This window comes from Fodinibius salipaludis, from assembly GCF_002287075.1.
GTDB classification, from domain to species: domain Bacteria; phylum Bacteroidota; class Rhodothermia; order Balneolales; family Balneolaceae; genus Fodinibius; species Fodinibius salipaludis.
Window position 1 is genome coordinate 237374 of record NZ_NSKE01000004.1, and the last position, 16633, is coordinate 254006.

The following is a 16633-nucleotide window of genomic DNA, read 5'->3' on the forward strand; positions in this document are numbered from 1 at the left end:
GAAGGACCTTTTTAAATGATAATGGTTTATAAGCAATTCTATCGTTTTACGACTTGATCAACAATATAGACCGTTCCATTAGCAGCAGATTCATCTTTATCTTGAATTTTGACTCCCATTGAGGATTCCACCTTATCGGAAGAAATTTTTCCCTGATACAGATGGCTTTGCACAACTTTCTGAGCCTGATCTCTGTTTTCCTTAGCTGCATCCACATCTACTCCTCCATTTTCAAGAGCTTTATTTGTTGGAGCAAGTACAGTGTAGGTTCCTTGCTGGGTCAGTACCTGGCCAAAACCAGACGCCTCAACAAGTACAGTGAAATCTGATAACTTTTCGTTGCTGTTCATCTTATCAACAACGGTTTCGCCATCCACCTGACCTTGTTGACCAGTATTTTGTGAAACAGCAAAGTTAGCACTAACTGCAAATACCAACATTAGTGCAAGCGAAGCTGAAACGAATCTTTTTATATTAGATCTCATATGTAAAATAATTTAGTTGAAATTATTAAAGAGCTATCCACTCCTATTTTGAGATCTTATAAACATTTAGACTTTGTTGATATTCTATAATAATACTAAACTATTCTACCCCAACCGTTTACGCTTATTTAGGTAGGCCAGCAGTGCCATATCAAACTCGCTTTGCGTATCCAATTGTTCGAAGTCAATCTGGAACTCACTACACGCCATTTTAAATCGGTGAGTCAGCTCCTCAACTTTTTTCTGATAATCCTCGCGAATCTGCGACGGCACCACCTCCATTTGTGATCCCGTTTCCATATCCTGCATTACCAGTCGGCGATCCGGAAAATCAAGCTCACGTTCGCTTTTTTCCTCCAAGACGTTAAAAAGTAACACCTCATGTTTGGAGTGGCGCAGATGCTTTAAGGCTGAGATAAGCTGGTCGTGCTGCTCTACATTTTCAAACAGGTCGGTAAGCACAACTACAAGGCTTCGATGGTTTAGCCGCTCGGCCACTTCGTGCATCGCCTGTGCTGTAGCGGTTTGGCGTTTATTTTCATCTGCATTCTTTTCCTGCTCCAGTAACTTCTCGAACTCCGTAAACAACATTCGGAGATGTGAATGTGACGACTTCGCAGGAATAAAATTATTAATACCTTCATCAAATGTAATCAGTCCGCAAGCATCACGCTGCCGATTCATCAAATACATCAGCGAAGACCCAAAATGGATAGCATAGCGCAGCTTGCTCCATGGACTGAAATATTTATAAAACATCGAACTGCTGGTATCAAGCAATACATAGCAGCGAAGATTTGTCTCCTCCTCGTACTTTTTTACATAAAGCCGCTCGGTTTTGGCATACACTTTCCAGTCGATATGCTTGATTTCATCGCCAGGATTATACGGTCGGTGCTCGGCAAACTCCACGCTAAATCCGTGATGCGGGCTCTTGTGCAGCCCAGAGATAAACCCCTCTACAATTTTTCTGGCGCGCAATTCCAGCGGAGCCAATTGCGAAAGTAATTCGTGATCCAGCAGCATATTCATTGTTTCTTTTTAGTTGAAGCTTTAAACTAATGAATCTTTCTCTAAACCCGTACTTAATAACATCCTGAGATAAAAGCGGGTTTAAAGTTTATTCTTTTGTACAAATGGTTATCTTAGGAGTCCAAATTATGGGAGAACCTTTCTGAAATACTGTAACTAAGCTTAATATTTATGGCGCAAGTAATTACCTCCGCAGATCAAATCGATTTCACCGTTGATGAACGTCCATCCATGCCCTTACCCACCGAGGTACTGATGGTACGGCCGCTGCACTTTTCTGTAGATTATGTTATCAATCCCCACATGGCGGATCAAGTGGGTAAAGTGGATAAAATTGAAGCTAACAATGAGTGGGAACTCGTACGATCGCTGTTCGACCAGGTCGGTATGAACATCCACGTTATCGAAGATCAGGAAGGACTGCCCGATATGGTTTTTTGTGCCAATCAGAGCTTACCCTATATCGACGAAGACGGTAATGAACATGTTTTTATGAGTATCATGCATGCCGATGAGCGCAAAGATGAAGTTCCCTATATTGAGCAGTGGTACCGCCAAAATGGTTATAAAATCCATTTCTTAGATGAAGATAACATCAGCGACTTCGAAGGATGCGGCGACGCCATATGGCATACGGGCAAACGCCTGCTGTGGGGCGGATATGGGTACCGATCGTCATTGGAGGCCTACGAAACTATTTCCGACACTTTTGATGTACCTATTTTAGCCCTTGAGCTTGTCGATGAATCGTTCTACCACCTCGATACCTGTTTTTGTGTGTTAGATGAAGATACAGCTCTTATATATCCCGAGGCCTTTACCAATGAGGGACTCGAAATGATTAACAAAATGTTTGATACCGTTATCCAAGCTTCTAAATACGAGGCCGAGGAACTTTTTGCGTGCAATGCCTCTTGTCCCGACGGACGCAATGTGATCATCCAACAGGGCTGCACCGACGTTAATAAGAACCTGCGTGATAATGGGTTTTCGGTCCACGAGGTAAGCACCTATGAATTCCTCAAAAGCGGTGGCAGTGTCTTCTGCATGAAAATGTTGCTGTGGTAGGGAAGTATTGAGTGATGAATAGTGAGTATTGAGATAACCTTCAGTCACTTGTTCCGTACCTCCGGTGCGGAATATTTCTTCTTCACATTCTGGCACCGTTGCTCTGCGGCGGTGCCTTTTTTATCTCTTAATGATGTAATCTAATCTCCGTGTCATGCTGAACTTGTGCTTCGAAGCCTTAGCGAAGTAGTACTTGTTTCAGCATCTATACTTCGAATAAAAAATTCCAGAACTAACAGCTTTTACTTCCAGACCCTAAAATAAATTCAGGGTGACACGAAGCTTTTTATTGAATATACCATAATTTGTATCTACTGTTACCTCTTACGTTCCGTAGCTCTACCTCGGTACTTTTTAAATTTTTTAACGGATTAAGGAAATTACAGGTAATTCAATTACTCACCACTCGTTACTCAATACGTAAGTGTAATTTCAACACTCACAAACTTACAACTTGATGAAACATAAAGGAAAATCCCAGGGAACTGAATTTCGTTGTGCGTATTGTGGAGAAGTTAACCACACTTTCGTCGATCCCTCCCAAGGTAAGACGCAAAAATATATTGAAGATTGCCAGGTTTGCTGTCGCCCGAATGAACTTTCTGTTTCCTATGATCAATGGAATGAAGAATTCATCATCCAAGGTCGGCAGGCTCAGTAAGTAAACACCTCAAAACTTATAGAAAACTCCCGTTGAAAATAGAGTTTTGGATTTGTATCTTTCCACAGTTTTGCGCTGAAGCTGAATAAAAGCGCACAAATTTTGAAATCTTGATGGTCTAAAAGTACACTTTTGATCTACCAATCTACGAAATTTGAAGTAGGGGGCAGGCTCAACTGCCTCAAAAAGTTTCCGAACGGCACTTCGATTCGGAAATCTCACATTCCATTCCCTTTTTTAAAATCCGACTTTTTGTTAGTCGGATTTTTTTTATGTCTAAACTTTAATTCTACAAAACCAATACACCCTCACTATGTCACTCTATCCCAGAGATAAAGCTATCATTGCTCTATCCGACGGCACCGTCGAACACGGCTTTGCTATCGGCAAAAAAGGCACCACCGGCGGTGAACTTTGCTTTAACACCAGCATGGTTGGCTACCAGGAAATTTTTACCGACCCCAGCTACTATGGTCAGCTTATGATGATGACCTATCCCCATATCGGGAATTACGGCACCATGAGCCGCGACGACGAAGCGCGAAAAGTGATGATTGCCGGACTCATCGTCCGATCATTTTCGTGGGAACACAGCAATTCACAAGCCGACGGCAACCTACAGGAATATTTGGAACGCAACGAAGTGGTCGGTATCACCGGTATTGATACCCGAAAGCTGGTTCGCCACATCCGCAGCAAAGGAGTAATGAATGCCGTTATCTCATCCACTGAACTCGACGAAGACAAATTGGTGGAAAAAGCTAAAAACTGGGATGATATGGTCGGCCTTGAGCTGGCGACTGAAGTTACGCGCCCGGAACCCCAGACGGTTCACAGTGACGGCCCCTTTAAAGTGGCGGCCTTCGACTACGGCATAAAACAAAGTATTATTGACAATTTAGTTGAACGGGGATGCACGCTCCGCGTTTTTCCCGCCAAAGGCGATTTCAAAGAGGAGCTCGACCAATGGAATCCCGACGGATTTTTCTTTAGTAACGGTCCCGGTGACCCCGATGCTACAGCCGAATACGCTTTGGATGCAGTGAACTATGCCAAGGAAACCGGCAAACCTATATTCGGAATTTGTCTTGGCCATCAGCTGATGGCACTATCGGAAGGTATCGAAACAACCAAAATGTATGTCGGTCACCGCGGTGCCAATCACCCGGTTAAAAATATAGACACGGGATTAGTCGAAATCACCACTCAAAATCATGGCTTCGCTGTAGATGAAGAAGCCCTTGACGAATCAAAAGTGGAAGTAACACATAAAAACTTGAATGACGGTACGATTGAGGGACTGCGATTCAAGAATTTTCCCGGCATGTCGGTGCAATATCATCCCGAGGCATCGCCCGGGCCGCATGATTCTCGCTACCTCTTTGACCAATTCCTGGATATGATCAAAGAAGGAAAAGGCGAACCCGTTTAAATCTAATAGATACAGGCGTATCGCAATACGCCTCAACGCTTCAAATTATAATCTATCACGAATAGACCACCACAAGCCAAATGCCACGACGCGACGACATCAACAAAATTCTTATCATCGGATCAGGACCAATTGTAATCGGCCAAGCATGTGAATTTGACTACTCCGGATCACAGGCCTGCAAATCACTTCGCGAAGACGGTTACGAAGTAGTGCTCATAAATTCCAATCCGGCGACTATCATGACGGACCCTATGATGGCCGATGAAATTTACCTGAAGCCGCTTACCGAAGAGTCCATCAAAGAAATTGTGGAAATCGAAAATCCCGATGCCGTACTACCCACCATGGGCGGACAAACGGGACTTAACTTGACCCGAAATCTACAGCAGGAAAATTATTGGACGGAACATAATATTCAAGTGATTGGCGTGGATATTGATGCCGTTGATATCACCGAAGATCGACAACAATTTCGCGATCTAATGGATGAAATCGATATCCCGCAGTGCCGAAGTCGGGCTGCCGAATCGATGCTGGAAGCCAAAGAAATTACGGAAGAACTGGGGGGGCTGCCAATTGTAATTCGTCCCTCCTTTACCATGGGCGGAGCCGGCGGAGGTATCGTATGGAGTGAAGACGAATTTGAACGCAAAGTTCGCCGCGGACTGGAAATGAGTCCGGTACACCGCGTGCTCATCGAAGAATCTATTTTCGGATGGAAAGAATACGAGCTCGAACTACTGCGTGATCCCAATGATAATGTCGTCATTATCTGTACGGTTGAGAATATCGATCCGATGGGCGTACACACTGGTGACTCGGTGACCGTAGCTCCATCCCAAACGCTAACCGACAAGCAGTTCCAGATGCTGCGCGATGCCGCTATTAAAATGATGCGCTCAATCGGAACCTTCGCCGGAGGATGTAACGTGCAGTTTGCCGTTGAGCCGGGCAGTGACCGATTTGTCGCTATTGAAATTAATCCGCGCGTGAGCCGATCTTCCGCTCTCGCGTCTAAAGCAACTGGGTACCCCATTGCTAAAATTGCAACCAAACTTGCGGTGGGATACAACCTCGACGAGCTGCCCAATCCCATTACCGGAAACACTTCAGCCTGCTTTGAGCCATCTATCGACTACGTCATTGTGAAGGCTCCGCGCTTCAACTTCGAGAAGTTCCCCAATGTGGATGAAGAACTTACCACACAAATGAAGGCGGTGGGCGAAGTGATGTCGATCGGACGAAATTTCCCTGAAGCGCTGAATAAAGCCTATCAGTCACTGGAAATTGGTCGTGCCGGATTGGGTGCTGACGGATACAACGAGATTGATCGCAAGGAGGTCCGCGAACGACTCAAGAAGCCGTACTGGGATCGTATGCTGAATATACGCAATGCCTTTAAGTTTGGCGCTTCGGTTGAAGAAATTGCCGATATCACCAAAGTAGACCCGTGGTTTCTGCAGCAAATTCGATACATGGTATCGCTCGAAAATCGCACCGAGGGACAATCGCTTGATACCATCAGCAAAGATGACCTGTTTGAGCTTAAGCAAGCCGGCTTTGGTGATGAACAGATTGCCTGGCTGCTGAGCCAGAGTAATGGCGAAGTCACCCAGAAGCAAGTGCGTAAAAAACGACATGAATTAAATCTAAAACCCTCATTCAAAGTCGTAGATACCTGCGCGGCAGAATTTCCCGCAGAAACTCCCTATTTCTACTCGGCTTACGAAGGTGAAAATGAAAGTGAAGTATCCGACAAGAGAAAAGTGATCATCCTGGGCAGCGGACCCAACCGTATCGGTCAGGGTATTGAGTTCGATTACTCCTGCGTGCATGCCGTGCAGGCCGCGCAGGAAATGGGCTACGAAGCCATTATGATCAACTGTAATCCCGAAACCGTTTCCACTGATTTCGATACTGCGGACAAACTCTACTTTGAGCCGGTATTCTGGGAGCGCGTCATGGATATTTATGAGCACGAACAACCCGAGGGCGTCATCCTTCAGGTAGGTGGACAAACAGCGTTAAAATTGGGCAAAAAGTTTGTCGAAGAAGGGATCAAGATCTTTGGAACTGATTTCGAGATGATCAACTTTGCTGAAGACCGGGGATCGTTCTCCGAATTTCTACGAGATCTCGACATCCCCTTCCCCTCTTACGGAACAGCCGAAGACGTGGAAGGCGCACTCGAAATTGCAGATCGTATTGGCTACCCGGTGCTCATTCGTCCCAGTTACGTGCTCGGTGGACAGGGAATGCGTATTGCCGTTAAGCAAGAAGAGCTCGAATTCTATACCGAACGCGTCCTCGACACCCATCCCGAAAATGCCTTCCTCATCGACAAGTTTTTAGAAAATGCTGTTGAGGTAGATGTCGATGCCGTATACGACGGAGAGGACATGCATATCGCAGGTATCATGCAGCATATTGAACCGGCCGGAGTTCACTCCGGGGATTCAACAGCCGTAATTCCGACCTATTCGCTGAGCGATACAGCCATTGACAAGATCAAAAAGTATCACGAGAAAATTGCCTCAAATATGAACATCAAAGGCTTCTTGAATGTACAGTATGCCGTTAAAGGCGACGATGTGTATGTACTGGAAGCCAATCCGCGATCTACACGGACGATTCCGTTCCTTGCTAAAGCAACAGAACGTCCCGAAGCACAAATTGCGGTAAAGGTTATGCTGGGGGCCAAACTCAAAGACTTTGATAAAGAAGATTTAACCTCCAAACTCCAGAAATGGGCGATCAAAGAACCGGTATTCCCATTTGATAAGTTTCCGGAGGTCAAAAAAGAACTCGGTCCCGAGATGAAATCCACCGGAGAAACGATCTACTTTATGGAGGATTTCAACGATGAACACTTCAAAAAACCATACGAGTTTAAAAACCTTTATCTAAGCAAGTAATAACGTTATATTTACCTATCTTTTTAGCAGATGCCATCGCTCAAATGCGATGGCATCTGTATTCACAGCCTTTATTTTAAAACGGTTTAATAGTAGTAATTAATAACCCACTTTATCTGTATAATCAGATAAATCAGATTTATCAGCGATACATGATCACAGAAGCGCGCAACAAACTTAACAACGTTTTTGGTTTTGAGGATTTTCGTCCCCTGCAGGAGGATATTATTTCAAACGTCATGGACGAGAAAGATACGCTCGTCATCATGCCCACGGGCGGAGGAAAATCGCTTTGCTACCAAATTCCGGCACTCCTTTTTGATGGGTTGACCATCGTTGTATCACCACTTATTTCGCTGATGAAAGATCAGGTTGAGCAGCTCCAACAGTATGATATTCCGGCTATTTATCTCAACAGCTCGCTTACCGAACAAGAATACGAGCACAACATACAGCGATTAAAAAACAAGGAGATAAAAATGCTGTATCTCGCGCCGGAAACGCTTCTAATGGACCGGACACGCAATCTGCTTTCCAATCAAAATATTGACCTGTTTACAATTGATGAAGCTCACTGTATTTCAGAATGGGGCCACGATTTCCGTCCCGACTACCGGGAACTCACCAAAGTTCGGGACGACTTTCCCAATGCTACATGTTTAGCGCTTACGGCCACAGCCACCCCGCGCGTGCGCCAAGACATTAAAGAGGTACTGGAATTTGAAGAGTCCGATACCTTTTTGGCCAGCTTTGATCGCAAAAACCTATTCTTGAAAGTAGCTGATAAAGATGATCCGGTGGAGCAAACACTCGACTTTCTCTATACGCGAAAAAAACAATCTGGTATTATCTACTGCTTTTCCCGTAAACAGGTCGAAGAACTTTTTGTAGAGCTCAAAAAGGCAGGACATTCCGTCAAGCCCTATCATGCGGGATTATCAAAAAAGCTTCGCAATCGTAACCAAGAGCTTTTTATTCGTGATGATATCTCTATTATCGTAGCCACTATTGCTTTTGGCATGGGTATCGATAAATCCAATGTACGCTTCGTGATGCACTACGATATGCCCAAAAATATCGAATCGTATTATCAGCAAATCGGTCGGGCCGGACGTGACGGACTTCGATCGGATTGCCTGCTTCTTTACAGTCGGTCAGATAAGCAAAAGATTCAGTACTTCATCAATCAAAAAGAAGGCAAAGAAAAAGAGGTGGCCGAAAAGCATCTCAAAGATCTTATGAAGTTTTTGGAAACCGATGAGTGCCGTCGTGTACCGCTGATGAAATACTTTGGCGAAACATATGAAAAAGATGAATGCGGAATGTGTGACAACTGCTTGTCGGTGGATGCCGAAGTAGAAGATTTGACGGTCCAAGCACAAAAAATGCTCTCTTGTATTGCCCGTACCAACGAAGAATTTGACGCCTATTATATTGCTGATATTCTGCGCGGATCCACCAAAGAAAAAGTATTAGAAAACGGCCACGATGAGCTCTCAACTTATGATATTGGCAACGAGTGGGCTAAGGAGCACTGGATTCTGCTGGCTCGGTTATTAGTTAAACAGGGATACCTGGGGCGTGAGGAACAACACGGAGCACTGAGTATCAGCGACCAAGGAAAAGCGGTACTGGACGGCAAAGAAAATGTATTTGGAGTACTCGACCGCAGTGATACTGTTGTTGATGATGAGGCTATCGATCGAACCTCAGCCGATGTTGAAAACAATTATGATAAAGACCTGTTTGAGCAACTGAGAAAGAAACGTAAAGAACTGGCCGATGAACAATCAGTACCTCCTCATGCTATTTTCCCGGATACAACACTGATGGAAATGGCATACTACTATCCCCAGTCCAAAGATAATTTAACACCCATTTATGGTGTTGGATCGGTAAAACTAAAAAAATACGCCACTGATTTTCTAAAAATCATCAACAAATATTGTCGTGCCAACGATATCGAAGAAAACACCGAATCGCTGCAGGAGAAAAAAGAGAAACAGCAGGAGTACGGTGAACCACATGAGCGAATCGGCAAAGAATTTAATGCCGGCAAATCAATTGATCATCTGGCCGAACAATTTGGCGTCAAGGATGTCACTATCATCAATCATCTAAAGAAATACCTCAAGGAAGGAAATACGCTTCGTCCGGAAGGCATTGTTAAAGCTTCTTCGCTTTCTACCCGTAAGCGTGATGAAGTACTGGAAGTTATGGATGAAGTTCCCACCCATATGCTGCGAAAAGTTTATACGGAACTCGATAAAGACGTGAGCTATAGCGAACTCCGTATCATCCAGCTATATTACATGGCCAAAAACAACAAGTAACATAACGCTCCGGGCGAAACTCGTTCGCAATTCTTTGGTCTTACCAACCATTTATATCACATCTGAGGTGATCTTTTCTTATCATTCGAGGTGTATTAACCTAAATTTGAATACTGTTCTATGAGTTCTCGCAATCTTGTTGTGGCATTTGGTGGTGTTTCACCGGAGCACGAAGTATCAGTGCTTACGGCTATGCAGGTCATCGCCTCTCTGAAGGAAACCAATTACAACATCATTCCGCTTTATATTTCAAAATCGGGACGGTGGCTGACGGGCGATCTACTTCTGGAAATGGAAAACTACCAGGATCTCGACGAGCTTAAAGAGGAGGCTACCCACTGCACCTTTTCCCATGACAATTTAGGCCAACCCGTACTGTTAGAAACAGAGAAAAAAGGATTATTCAGTTCTCCCGAGAGTTATACTATCCACGCTCTTATTCCGGCATTCCACGGATCGGAGGGAGAAAATGGAGCCTTCCAGGGCACTTGCGAAATGTACAATATTCCATATGCAGGAAGCAACGTTCTTGCTTCGAGCCTGGGAATGGACAAAATAAAAGCAAAAGATATTTGCCGGGCCCATGACCTCCCAATTGTAGAGGGATTCGATTTCTATGAATCAGAATGGGTTAAAGACCAACAATCGATTTTAAAATTTGCCGAACAACTTGGCTATCCCGTCATCTTGAAACCGGTAAATCTTGGCAGCAGTATTGGCGTTTCCAGAGCCGAACACAAAGATGAGCTTATTGAAGCCATAGAAACAGCTTTTAGATACGATGAAAACCTAATGGTAGAAAGGGCTATATCGCCCCTCCTTGAGATTAACTGCTCGGTGTTGGGTACGGCCCATGACCTTCAAACAAGCGTATGTGAGCGACCTCTGGGTGAGGATGAGACGCTTTCTTTTGAGGATAAGTATCAGTCTGACAACGGATCCCAAAAAGGAATGGCTTCGGCCGATCGTGAGATTCCCGCTGATATTTCAGATGAACTGACTCAAAAAATACAGTCGCTGTCAGAAAAGATATTTAAACTATTCAGAGCCTCGGGCATCGCCCGTCTTGATTTCCTGGTTAATGCGGATACCGAAGAACTCTATTTTAATGAAATCAACACCATTCCGGGCTCGTTCTCGTTTTATCTTTGGGAGGAAAGCGGAATGAATATGCGCGAATTAATGCTAAAGTTAATCGATATCGCTACCGAACAGCATAAGAAGAAAGTTGGACGTATTCGCTCTTATGATACAAACCTTCTGAATGAAAAAGCTGTAAAAGGCATTAAAGGCTTAAAAGGAACGCAACAACAAGGGGCTTCGGATAAATAAATTGTTACAAACTACAATTTTCGAATTATGAAATTACTTAGCTCACAGAATTATCTGCCTGTCTTTATTTTATCGTTACTGCTGCTATGGGGATGCAAACAGCCCGAAACAATCGTTATAGAAGATGAACCCACTGTTTCGGCGCCTTCCGATACCACTGAAGAATATCCCACCGGCGATGATGATTCCGATTTCCGACAACTGGTTATCGGGGAATATCAATCCATCACAAGTTTTGATCCCCTGCTGGCAGATAATGGAGCGACGATGCGAGCCCTGCAACTGATTTACGAAGGCCTCGTCCGCCTGGATGCCGATGGAAAAACCATTCCCGCCGTAGCAAAAGGTTGGGAAGTCAACAATGACTCGCTAACCTATACTTTTACCCTCAAGCAAAATATTTACTATCACGACAGTGATGTATTTAACACCGGAACCGGCCGACGCCTTACCGCCCGTGATGTAAAATTTGTTTTTGAGCGAATGGCCAAACTCGGTAACCCTCCCACAGCTGCAAAGTTGTTTTGGGATATCAAAGGTTTTGAGCCCTTTTATCAGGAGCAACACAAGGTTTATGAACTGGAAAAACGGACGCTCTCCGAGGTATCAGGCATTCAAACACCAAATGACAGTACCGTTGTTTTTGAACTCCATGAGCAAGATCCTCAGTTTTTAAAAAAGCTGGCTACTCCCTATGCCGTAATTTATCCGCGGGAGGCTGTGGCTTCCACATCAAATTCTTTTGCTCCCGTTGGCACGGGGCCGTTTACGCTTTCATCACAAACCGCTGATTCGGCCTATATTTTTGCTAAATCCCAGAAATATCATGCAGCCACAACTATTCGCCTAAACAGGGTTGATATTCTTACAAGCAGTTCCAAATCCAAACTAATGCGACAAATAGGGTCGGGTGATATCCAGTTACTCCCTGAACTCGGGCCCAACATGATACAGAATGTTGCCACAGATGAAGGAATGCTTAAAACGGGATTCAATGATCGATATACATTGACAAAACGGGACAACTTTAATGAAATCGTCATCCGCTCTAATCCAAGTGCAGGTATCACTAATGAAGATGCAAACCGCATATCACACTTGGCTTATTCCAATACATCCTCCTACTTTGAACAACTGCCCGGTTCTATTATCACTGTTGATTCGACTGCAAATCAGCAGCAATCAGGTACAACTCTTACTAAAGAGCGTTTATATGCGGCTTTTTCTGAGGATCCGTTTGCCCGAACTTATCTGGCGAACCTTGCAGAAACATTGGGACGCCAAAACGTGGAGCTGAACATGACTAAACTGCGTATCCCTACAAAAAATATTGATCTATGGGTCACACAGCATACTCCCCTCATTCATGATAATAAGGATGGATTAAATAATGATTACCCCGAGCTATTTCATTTTCGAGTACATCCCACCGCACTGCAACGTAATGAAATAGCGGGACTCAATTTTAATCAATACGGTTGGTGGCTTGACTTACGTGGTGTTTTTCTTCCGACTCTCGACAAAATAAATTAGCATCATGAAATTTGCGGTCATAGCAAACCCCCAAAAATATTCCGTTAAAGAACCTTTTATTGACTTGTTAACATGGTCGGATGAACACGAAGTAAAGGTTTACTTCTGTTCAGATTTAAAAGAGTTGTATGACGGTAAAGATCATCCTTCGGTCGTAATAGTTGAAGATGAAGAATCTGCCATCGACAAAGCTGACATTATCATCGCTCTTGGCGGCGATGGCACGATGCTCTACACTGCTCGTCTGATGAAAAGCATACAAAAACCCATTTTAGGCGTCAACAGTGGGCGACTTGGCTTTATGGCCTATACTCAAAAGGAGAATCTACACCAGGCTCTCGACCATCTTGTTAATGATGAGTACCGCATCGAAAAACGTTACCTGCTTGAGGCGAAAGACAATCAGGATAATATCTATCACGCCCTCAATGAATTCCTGTTTTCCAAAAAGGACTCCACATCAATGGTGACCGTGAGTGCTGAGTATAATGGGATGTTTATCAACAACTATTGGGCGGATGGTTTAATTGTCGCCTCTCCAACCGGATCTACGGCTTATAACCTGTCCTCCGACGGGCCTATTGTAATGCCCAATACAGATGTGATGGTAGTAACCCCTATTAATCCCCATACACTTACAACCCGTCCGCTGGTTCTGTCTTCAAACAAATTCCTAAAGGTGACCGTCGAAAAACAAGAACATGAGGTACTGTTTTCTTATGACGGACAAATAAAGGAGATCTCCGATTACCCTTATGAGGTCAAGATAAAGCGTTCCAACTTTACTATTGATTTGATCGAACTGCCCAATCAAAGCTATTTCGAAACCCTCCGCAACAAGCTGATGTGGGGCATGGATTCAAGACAGAAAAGTTAGGGAGTGCTCAAGTATTGAAGTGTTTTGCATATGTAACTTCAGAACTTACCAAACTCTAACACTCCAACACTTCCTCAATCTCCATACTTAAACACTTAGTACGCCTGATATTCAGGAGATAAAACATTATCTTAAACCTGAAATTTTTAACCCCCAAAACTATTAGTCTCATGAAAGTAACAGTAGTCGGTGCCGGCGGTAATGTCGGTTCAACGGTATCAATGGCCGTAGCACAACGCGATTTTGCTAAAGAAGTTGTAATGGTCGATATCGTACAAGAGAAAGACGGAGATAAAATTTATCCATCTAAAGGACGTGCACTTGACCAGTGGGAGTCTTCACCCATTCATCAGTTTGATACCAAACTTACCGGAACAGTTGATTATGAAGATACAGCCGGATCAGACGTTTGCGTAATAACAGCAGGTGTACCTCGTAAGCCGGGCATGAGTCGTGACGACCTGCTTGAAATTAATGCTAATATTGTTCAGGATGTTACGGAAAAGCTCGTAAAGCATTCTCCAAACACAATCATTATTGTTGTTTCCAATCCCCTTGATGTGATGGCACAAGTTGCCCTCGAAACCAGCGGATTCGACTCAAACCGCGTGATGGGTATGGCCGGTATTTTAGATACGGCTCGCTATCGCTCGTTCCTTGCCGAAGAAATTGGTGTATCCCCAAAAGACATTCAAGCACTGTTGCTTGGCGGACACGGAGACACGATGGTGCCCCTTCCCCGCTTCACCACTGTTTGCGGTATGCCAATCACTCAGTTTATTGATGAAGATAAACTTGAAGAAATTGTCGACCGTACCAAAGGAGGCGGCGGTGAACTTGTCAACCTGATGGGTACTTCTGCATGGTATGCACCGGGCGCAGCTGCCGCACAAATGGTAGAAGCGATTATGCTCGATCAAAACCGCGTATTCCCATGTGCAGCTCACTTAAACGGCGAATATGGACAGGAAAATCTGTTTCTTGGCGTACCCGTTAAGCTGGGCGAAGGTGGGATTAAAGAAATAATAGAGGTTGACTTAAACGACGAAGAACAACAACTTTTAGATGAATCGGCTGATCACGTACATTCTGTACTTAAAGAATTCCGTCAGCTGATGGACAAATAAATCGCAATAAATTGAGGACGTAAGGCCCTCACTACTTGCATTTACAAAAAGGACTCTGCCGACCATAGCAGAGTCCTTTTTCATTTTATCCCATATAAGTCCTACGGTTGCCTAAAACAGACCGGTAATAACTCCGTCATCATTCACATCCATATCCTCTGCTGCAGGACGCTTGGGCAGTCCCGGCATAAGCATCATATTTCCACAAATTATTACCAGAAATCCAGCTCCGGCCGATAATTGTACATCCGTTACAGTAAGCGTAAAGTCTTTAGGCGCACCTTTCAATGATGAATCATCGGAAAGCGACGATTGCGTCTTTGCAATGCAAATAGGAAGGTCACCGTATCCAAGCCGCTTATATTTTGCCAGGTTCTTAAGCGCTTTTTTCTCTAAGTAGATATTATCAGCGCCATAAATTTCTGTAGCAATGGTGTAAATTTTTTCTTCCACCGGCTCATCCAAATCATACAGTGTTATCTTCTTCGGATTCAGATTACTCTCAGTAAGGTCAACCGTTTTTTTAGCCAATTCTGTTACTCCTTCACCACCTTTGGCAAATCCTTCGTGGGCCGCACATTCTACGCCCATTTCCTTACAGAATTCATATATGCGATCAATTTCATCCTCGCGATCACCCTCAAACTTATTGACAGCTACTACAATAGGTGTCTTAAACTTTTTCATATTCTCGATATGAGCACGCAGGTTCTCCAATCCTTTTTCAAAAACCTCCGGATCATTATATCCATTCTGAGCCTGCTCTACTGATAATCCGCCGTGGAATTTTATTGCCCTGCAGGTCGCTACAAGTACTACTGCCGATGGCCATATATCAGATGTTCTACAAACAATATCGAAGAATTTTTCTGCACCGAGATCAGCCCCAAAACCGGCTTCCGTCACTACATAATCCGCAAGCTTAAGCCCGATTTTATTACCTAAGATACTACTTGTGCCGTGAGCGATATTGGCAAACGGTCCAGCGTGAATAAGGGCCGGCACATGTTCGAGGGTCTGCACCAAGTTAGGCATTATCGCCTCATTTAAAACAACGGCCATTGCTTTATGCGCTTCCAGATCACGAGCCCTTACTGCTTCACCTGATCGGTTGTATCCTACCACAATTTTACCGAGCCGCTCCTTAAGATCTTCGCGCGAAGTAGCCAATGCCAGAATAGCCATAATCTCTGAGGCCGCCGTAATTAAAAAGCTGGACTCACGAGGCACACCGTTCACCTTCCCACCCAGTCCCACGACGGTATTCCGCAGGGCGCGGTCATTCATATCCATCGCCCGGTTCCAGAGGGTATTCGTTACGTCAATATCCAGCTCATTTCCTTTGTAGATATGATTATCAAGCATCGCCGCCAACAGATTATGAGCCGTTGACAAGGCATGGATATCCCCATTGAAATGAAGATTAATTCGCTCCATCGGTATTACCTGCGAATAACCACCACCCGCGGCCCCGCCCTTAATACCAAACACGGGTCCGAGTGAGGGTTCCCGAAGGGCAACAAGCGGTTTCTTGCCTATTTTTTGTAATCCCTGGCTTAATCCGATAGATGTCAATGTTTTGCCTTCACCCGCAGGTGTTGGTGTCATTGCCGTAACGAGAATAAGCTTACCGTCGGGACGATCTTTGAATTTTTCTAAAACATTCAGTCGAATTTTTCCGGTATACTTTCCGTAAAACTCAAAGTTCTCTTCATCCAGCTCAAGATCAGCCATAAACTGACGCATGTGATTGAGAGGGGCATCCTGCGCTATCTTAATACTTTCTTCCATTGTAATATTGGTTAATTGGGACTCCAATACCACCTGCCTTATTC

12 protein-coding genes are annotated in these 16633 nt (G+C 44.3%); 9 read left to right on the top strand and 3 right to left on the bottom strand.

The window, feature by feature from the left end:
* Nucleotides 1–38: 38 nt before the first annotated feature.
* Nucleotides 39–485 (bottom strand): fasciclin domain-containing protein, encoded by a 447-nt coding sequence (locus CK503_RS06985; protein WP_095606076.1) that lies wholly within the window; start codon nucleotides 483–485, stop codon nucleotides 39–41.
* A gap of 105 nt (nucleotides 486–590) precedes the next feature.
* Nucleotides 591–1511, bottom strand: a complete 921-nt coding sequence (locus CK503_RS06990; RefSeq protein ID WP_095606189.1) for a DUF58 domain-containing protein — start codon at nucleotides 1509–1511, stop codon at nucleotides 591–593.
* 177 nt (nucleotides 1512–1688) lie between these two features.
* Here CK503_RS06990 and CK503_RS06995 point away from each other — a divergent pair, with 177 nt between their 5' ends.
* The 9 genes from CK503_RS06995 to mdh all read left to right on the top strand — a co-directional run bounded on the left by CK503_RS06995 (nucleotide 1689) and on the right by mdh (nucleotide 14798).
* The gene (locus tag CK503_RS06995) at nucleotides 1689–2585 is read left to right on the top strand and encodes a dimethylarginine dimethylaminohydrolase family protein (protein ID WP_095606077.1); all 897 of its coding nucleotides are present in this window, start codon (nucleotides 1689–1691) and stop codon (nucleotides 2583–2585) included.
* Nucleotides 2586–3042: 457 nt separating this feature from the next.
* Nucleotides 3043–3246, top strand: a complete 204-nt coding sequence (locus tag CK503_RS07000) for a CPXCG motif-containing cysteine-rich protein (protein ID WP_095606078.1) — start codon at nucleotides 3043–3045, stop codon at nucleotides 3244–3246.
* 313 nt (nucleotides 3247–3559) lie between these two features.
* Nucleotides 3560–4678 carry a glutamine-hydrolyzing carbamoyl-phosphate synthase small subunit gene (gene carA, locus CK503_RS07005; protein WP_095606079.1) on the top strand — a complete coding sequence of 373 codons (1119 nt, stop codon included), beginning with the start codon at nucleotides 3560–3562 and terminating at the stop codon, nucleotides 4676–4678.
* Between the two features lie 80 nt (nucleotides 4679–4758).
* Nucleotides 4759–7596: a carbamoyl-phosphate synthase large subunit gene (gene carB / locus CK503_RS07010; protein WP_095606080.1), complete on the top strand. Its 2838-nt coding sequence runs from the start codon at nucleotides 4759–4761 to the stop codon at nucleotides 7594–7596.
* 152 nt (nucleotides 7597–7748) lie between these two features.
* Nucleotides 7749–9929, top strand: coding sequence for a DNA helicase RecQ (recQ, locus tag CK503_RS07015; protein ID WP_095606081.1), 2181 nt, complete (start codon nucleotides 7749–7751; stop codon nucleotides 9927–9929).
* 120 nt (nucleotides 9930–10049) lie between these two features.
* Complete coding sequence (locus CK503_RS07020; protein ID WP_095606082.1) at nucleotides 10050–11261, top strand: D-alanine--D-alanine ligase family protein; 1212 nt, start codon at nucleotides 10050–10052, stop codon at nucleotides 11259–11261.
* Between the two features lie 27 nt (nucleotides 11262–11288).
* Nucleotides 11289–12794: an ABC transporter substrate-binding protein gene (locus CK503_RS07025; RefSeq protein ID WP_095606083.1), complete on the top strand. Its 1506-nt coding sequence runs from the start codon at nucleotides 11289–11291 to the stop codon at nucleotides 12792–12794.
* Between the two features lie 4 nt (nucleotides 12795–12798).
* Nucleotides 12799–13671 (top strand): NAD(+)/NADH kinase, encoded by an 873-nt coding sequence (locus CK503_RS07030; RefSeq protein WP_095606084.1) that lies wholly within the window; start codon nucleotides 12799–12801, stop codon nucleotides 13669–13671.
* A 170-nt stretch (nucleotides 13672–13841) separates the two neighbouring features.
* Entirely contained in the window at nucleotides 13842–14798 is a 957-nt protein-coding gene (gene mdh / locus CK503_RS07035) for a malate dehydrogenase (protein ID WP_095606085.1), read from the top strand.
* Between the two features lie 111 nt (nucleotides 14799–14909).
* Here the strand turns inward: mdh and CK503_RS07040 are convergent, their stop codons facing one another.
* A complete protein-coding gene (locus CK503_RS07040; protein ID WP_095606086.1) occupies nucleotides 14910–16589 on the bottom strand; it encodes a formate--tetrahydrofolate ligase in 1680 nt (559 codons plus the stop codon).
* Nucleotides 16590–16633: the final 44 nt, after the last annotated feature.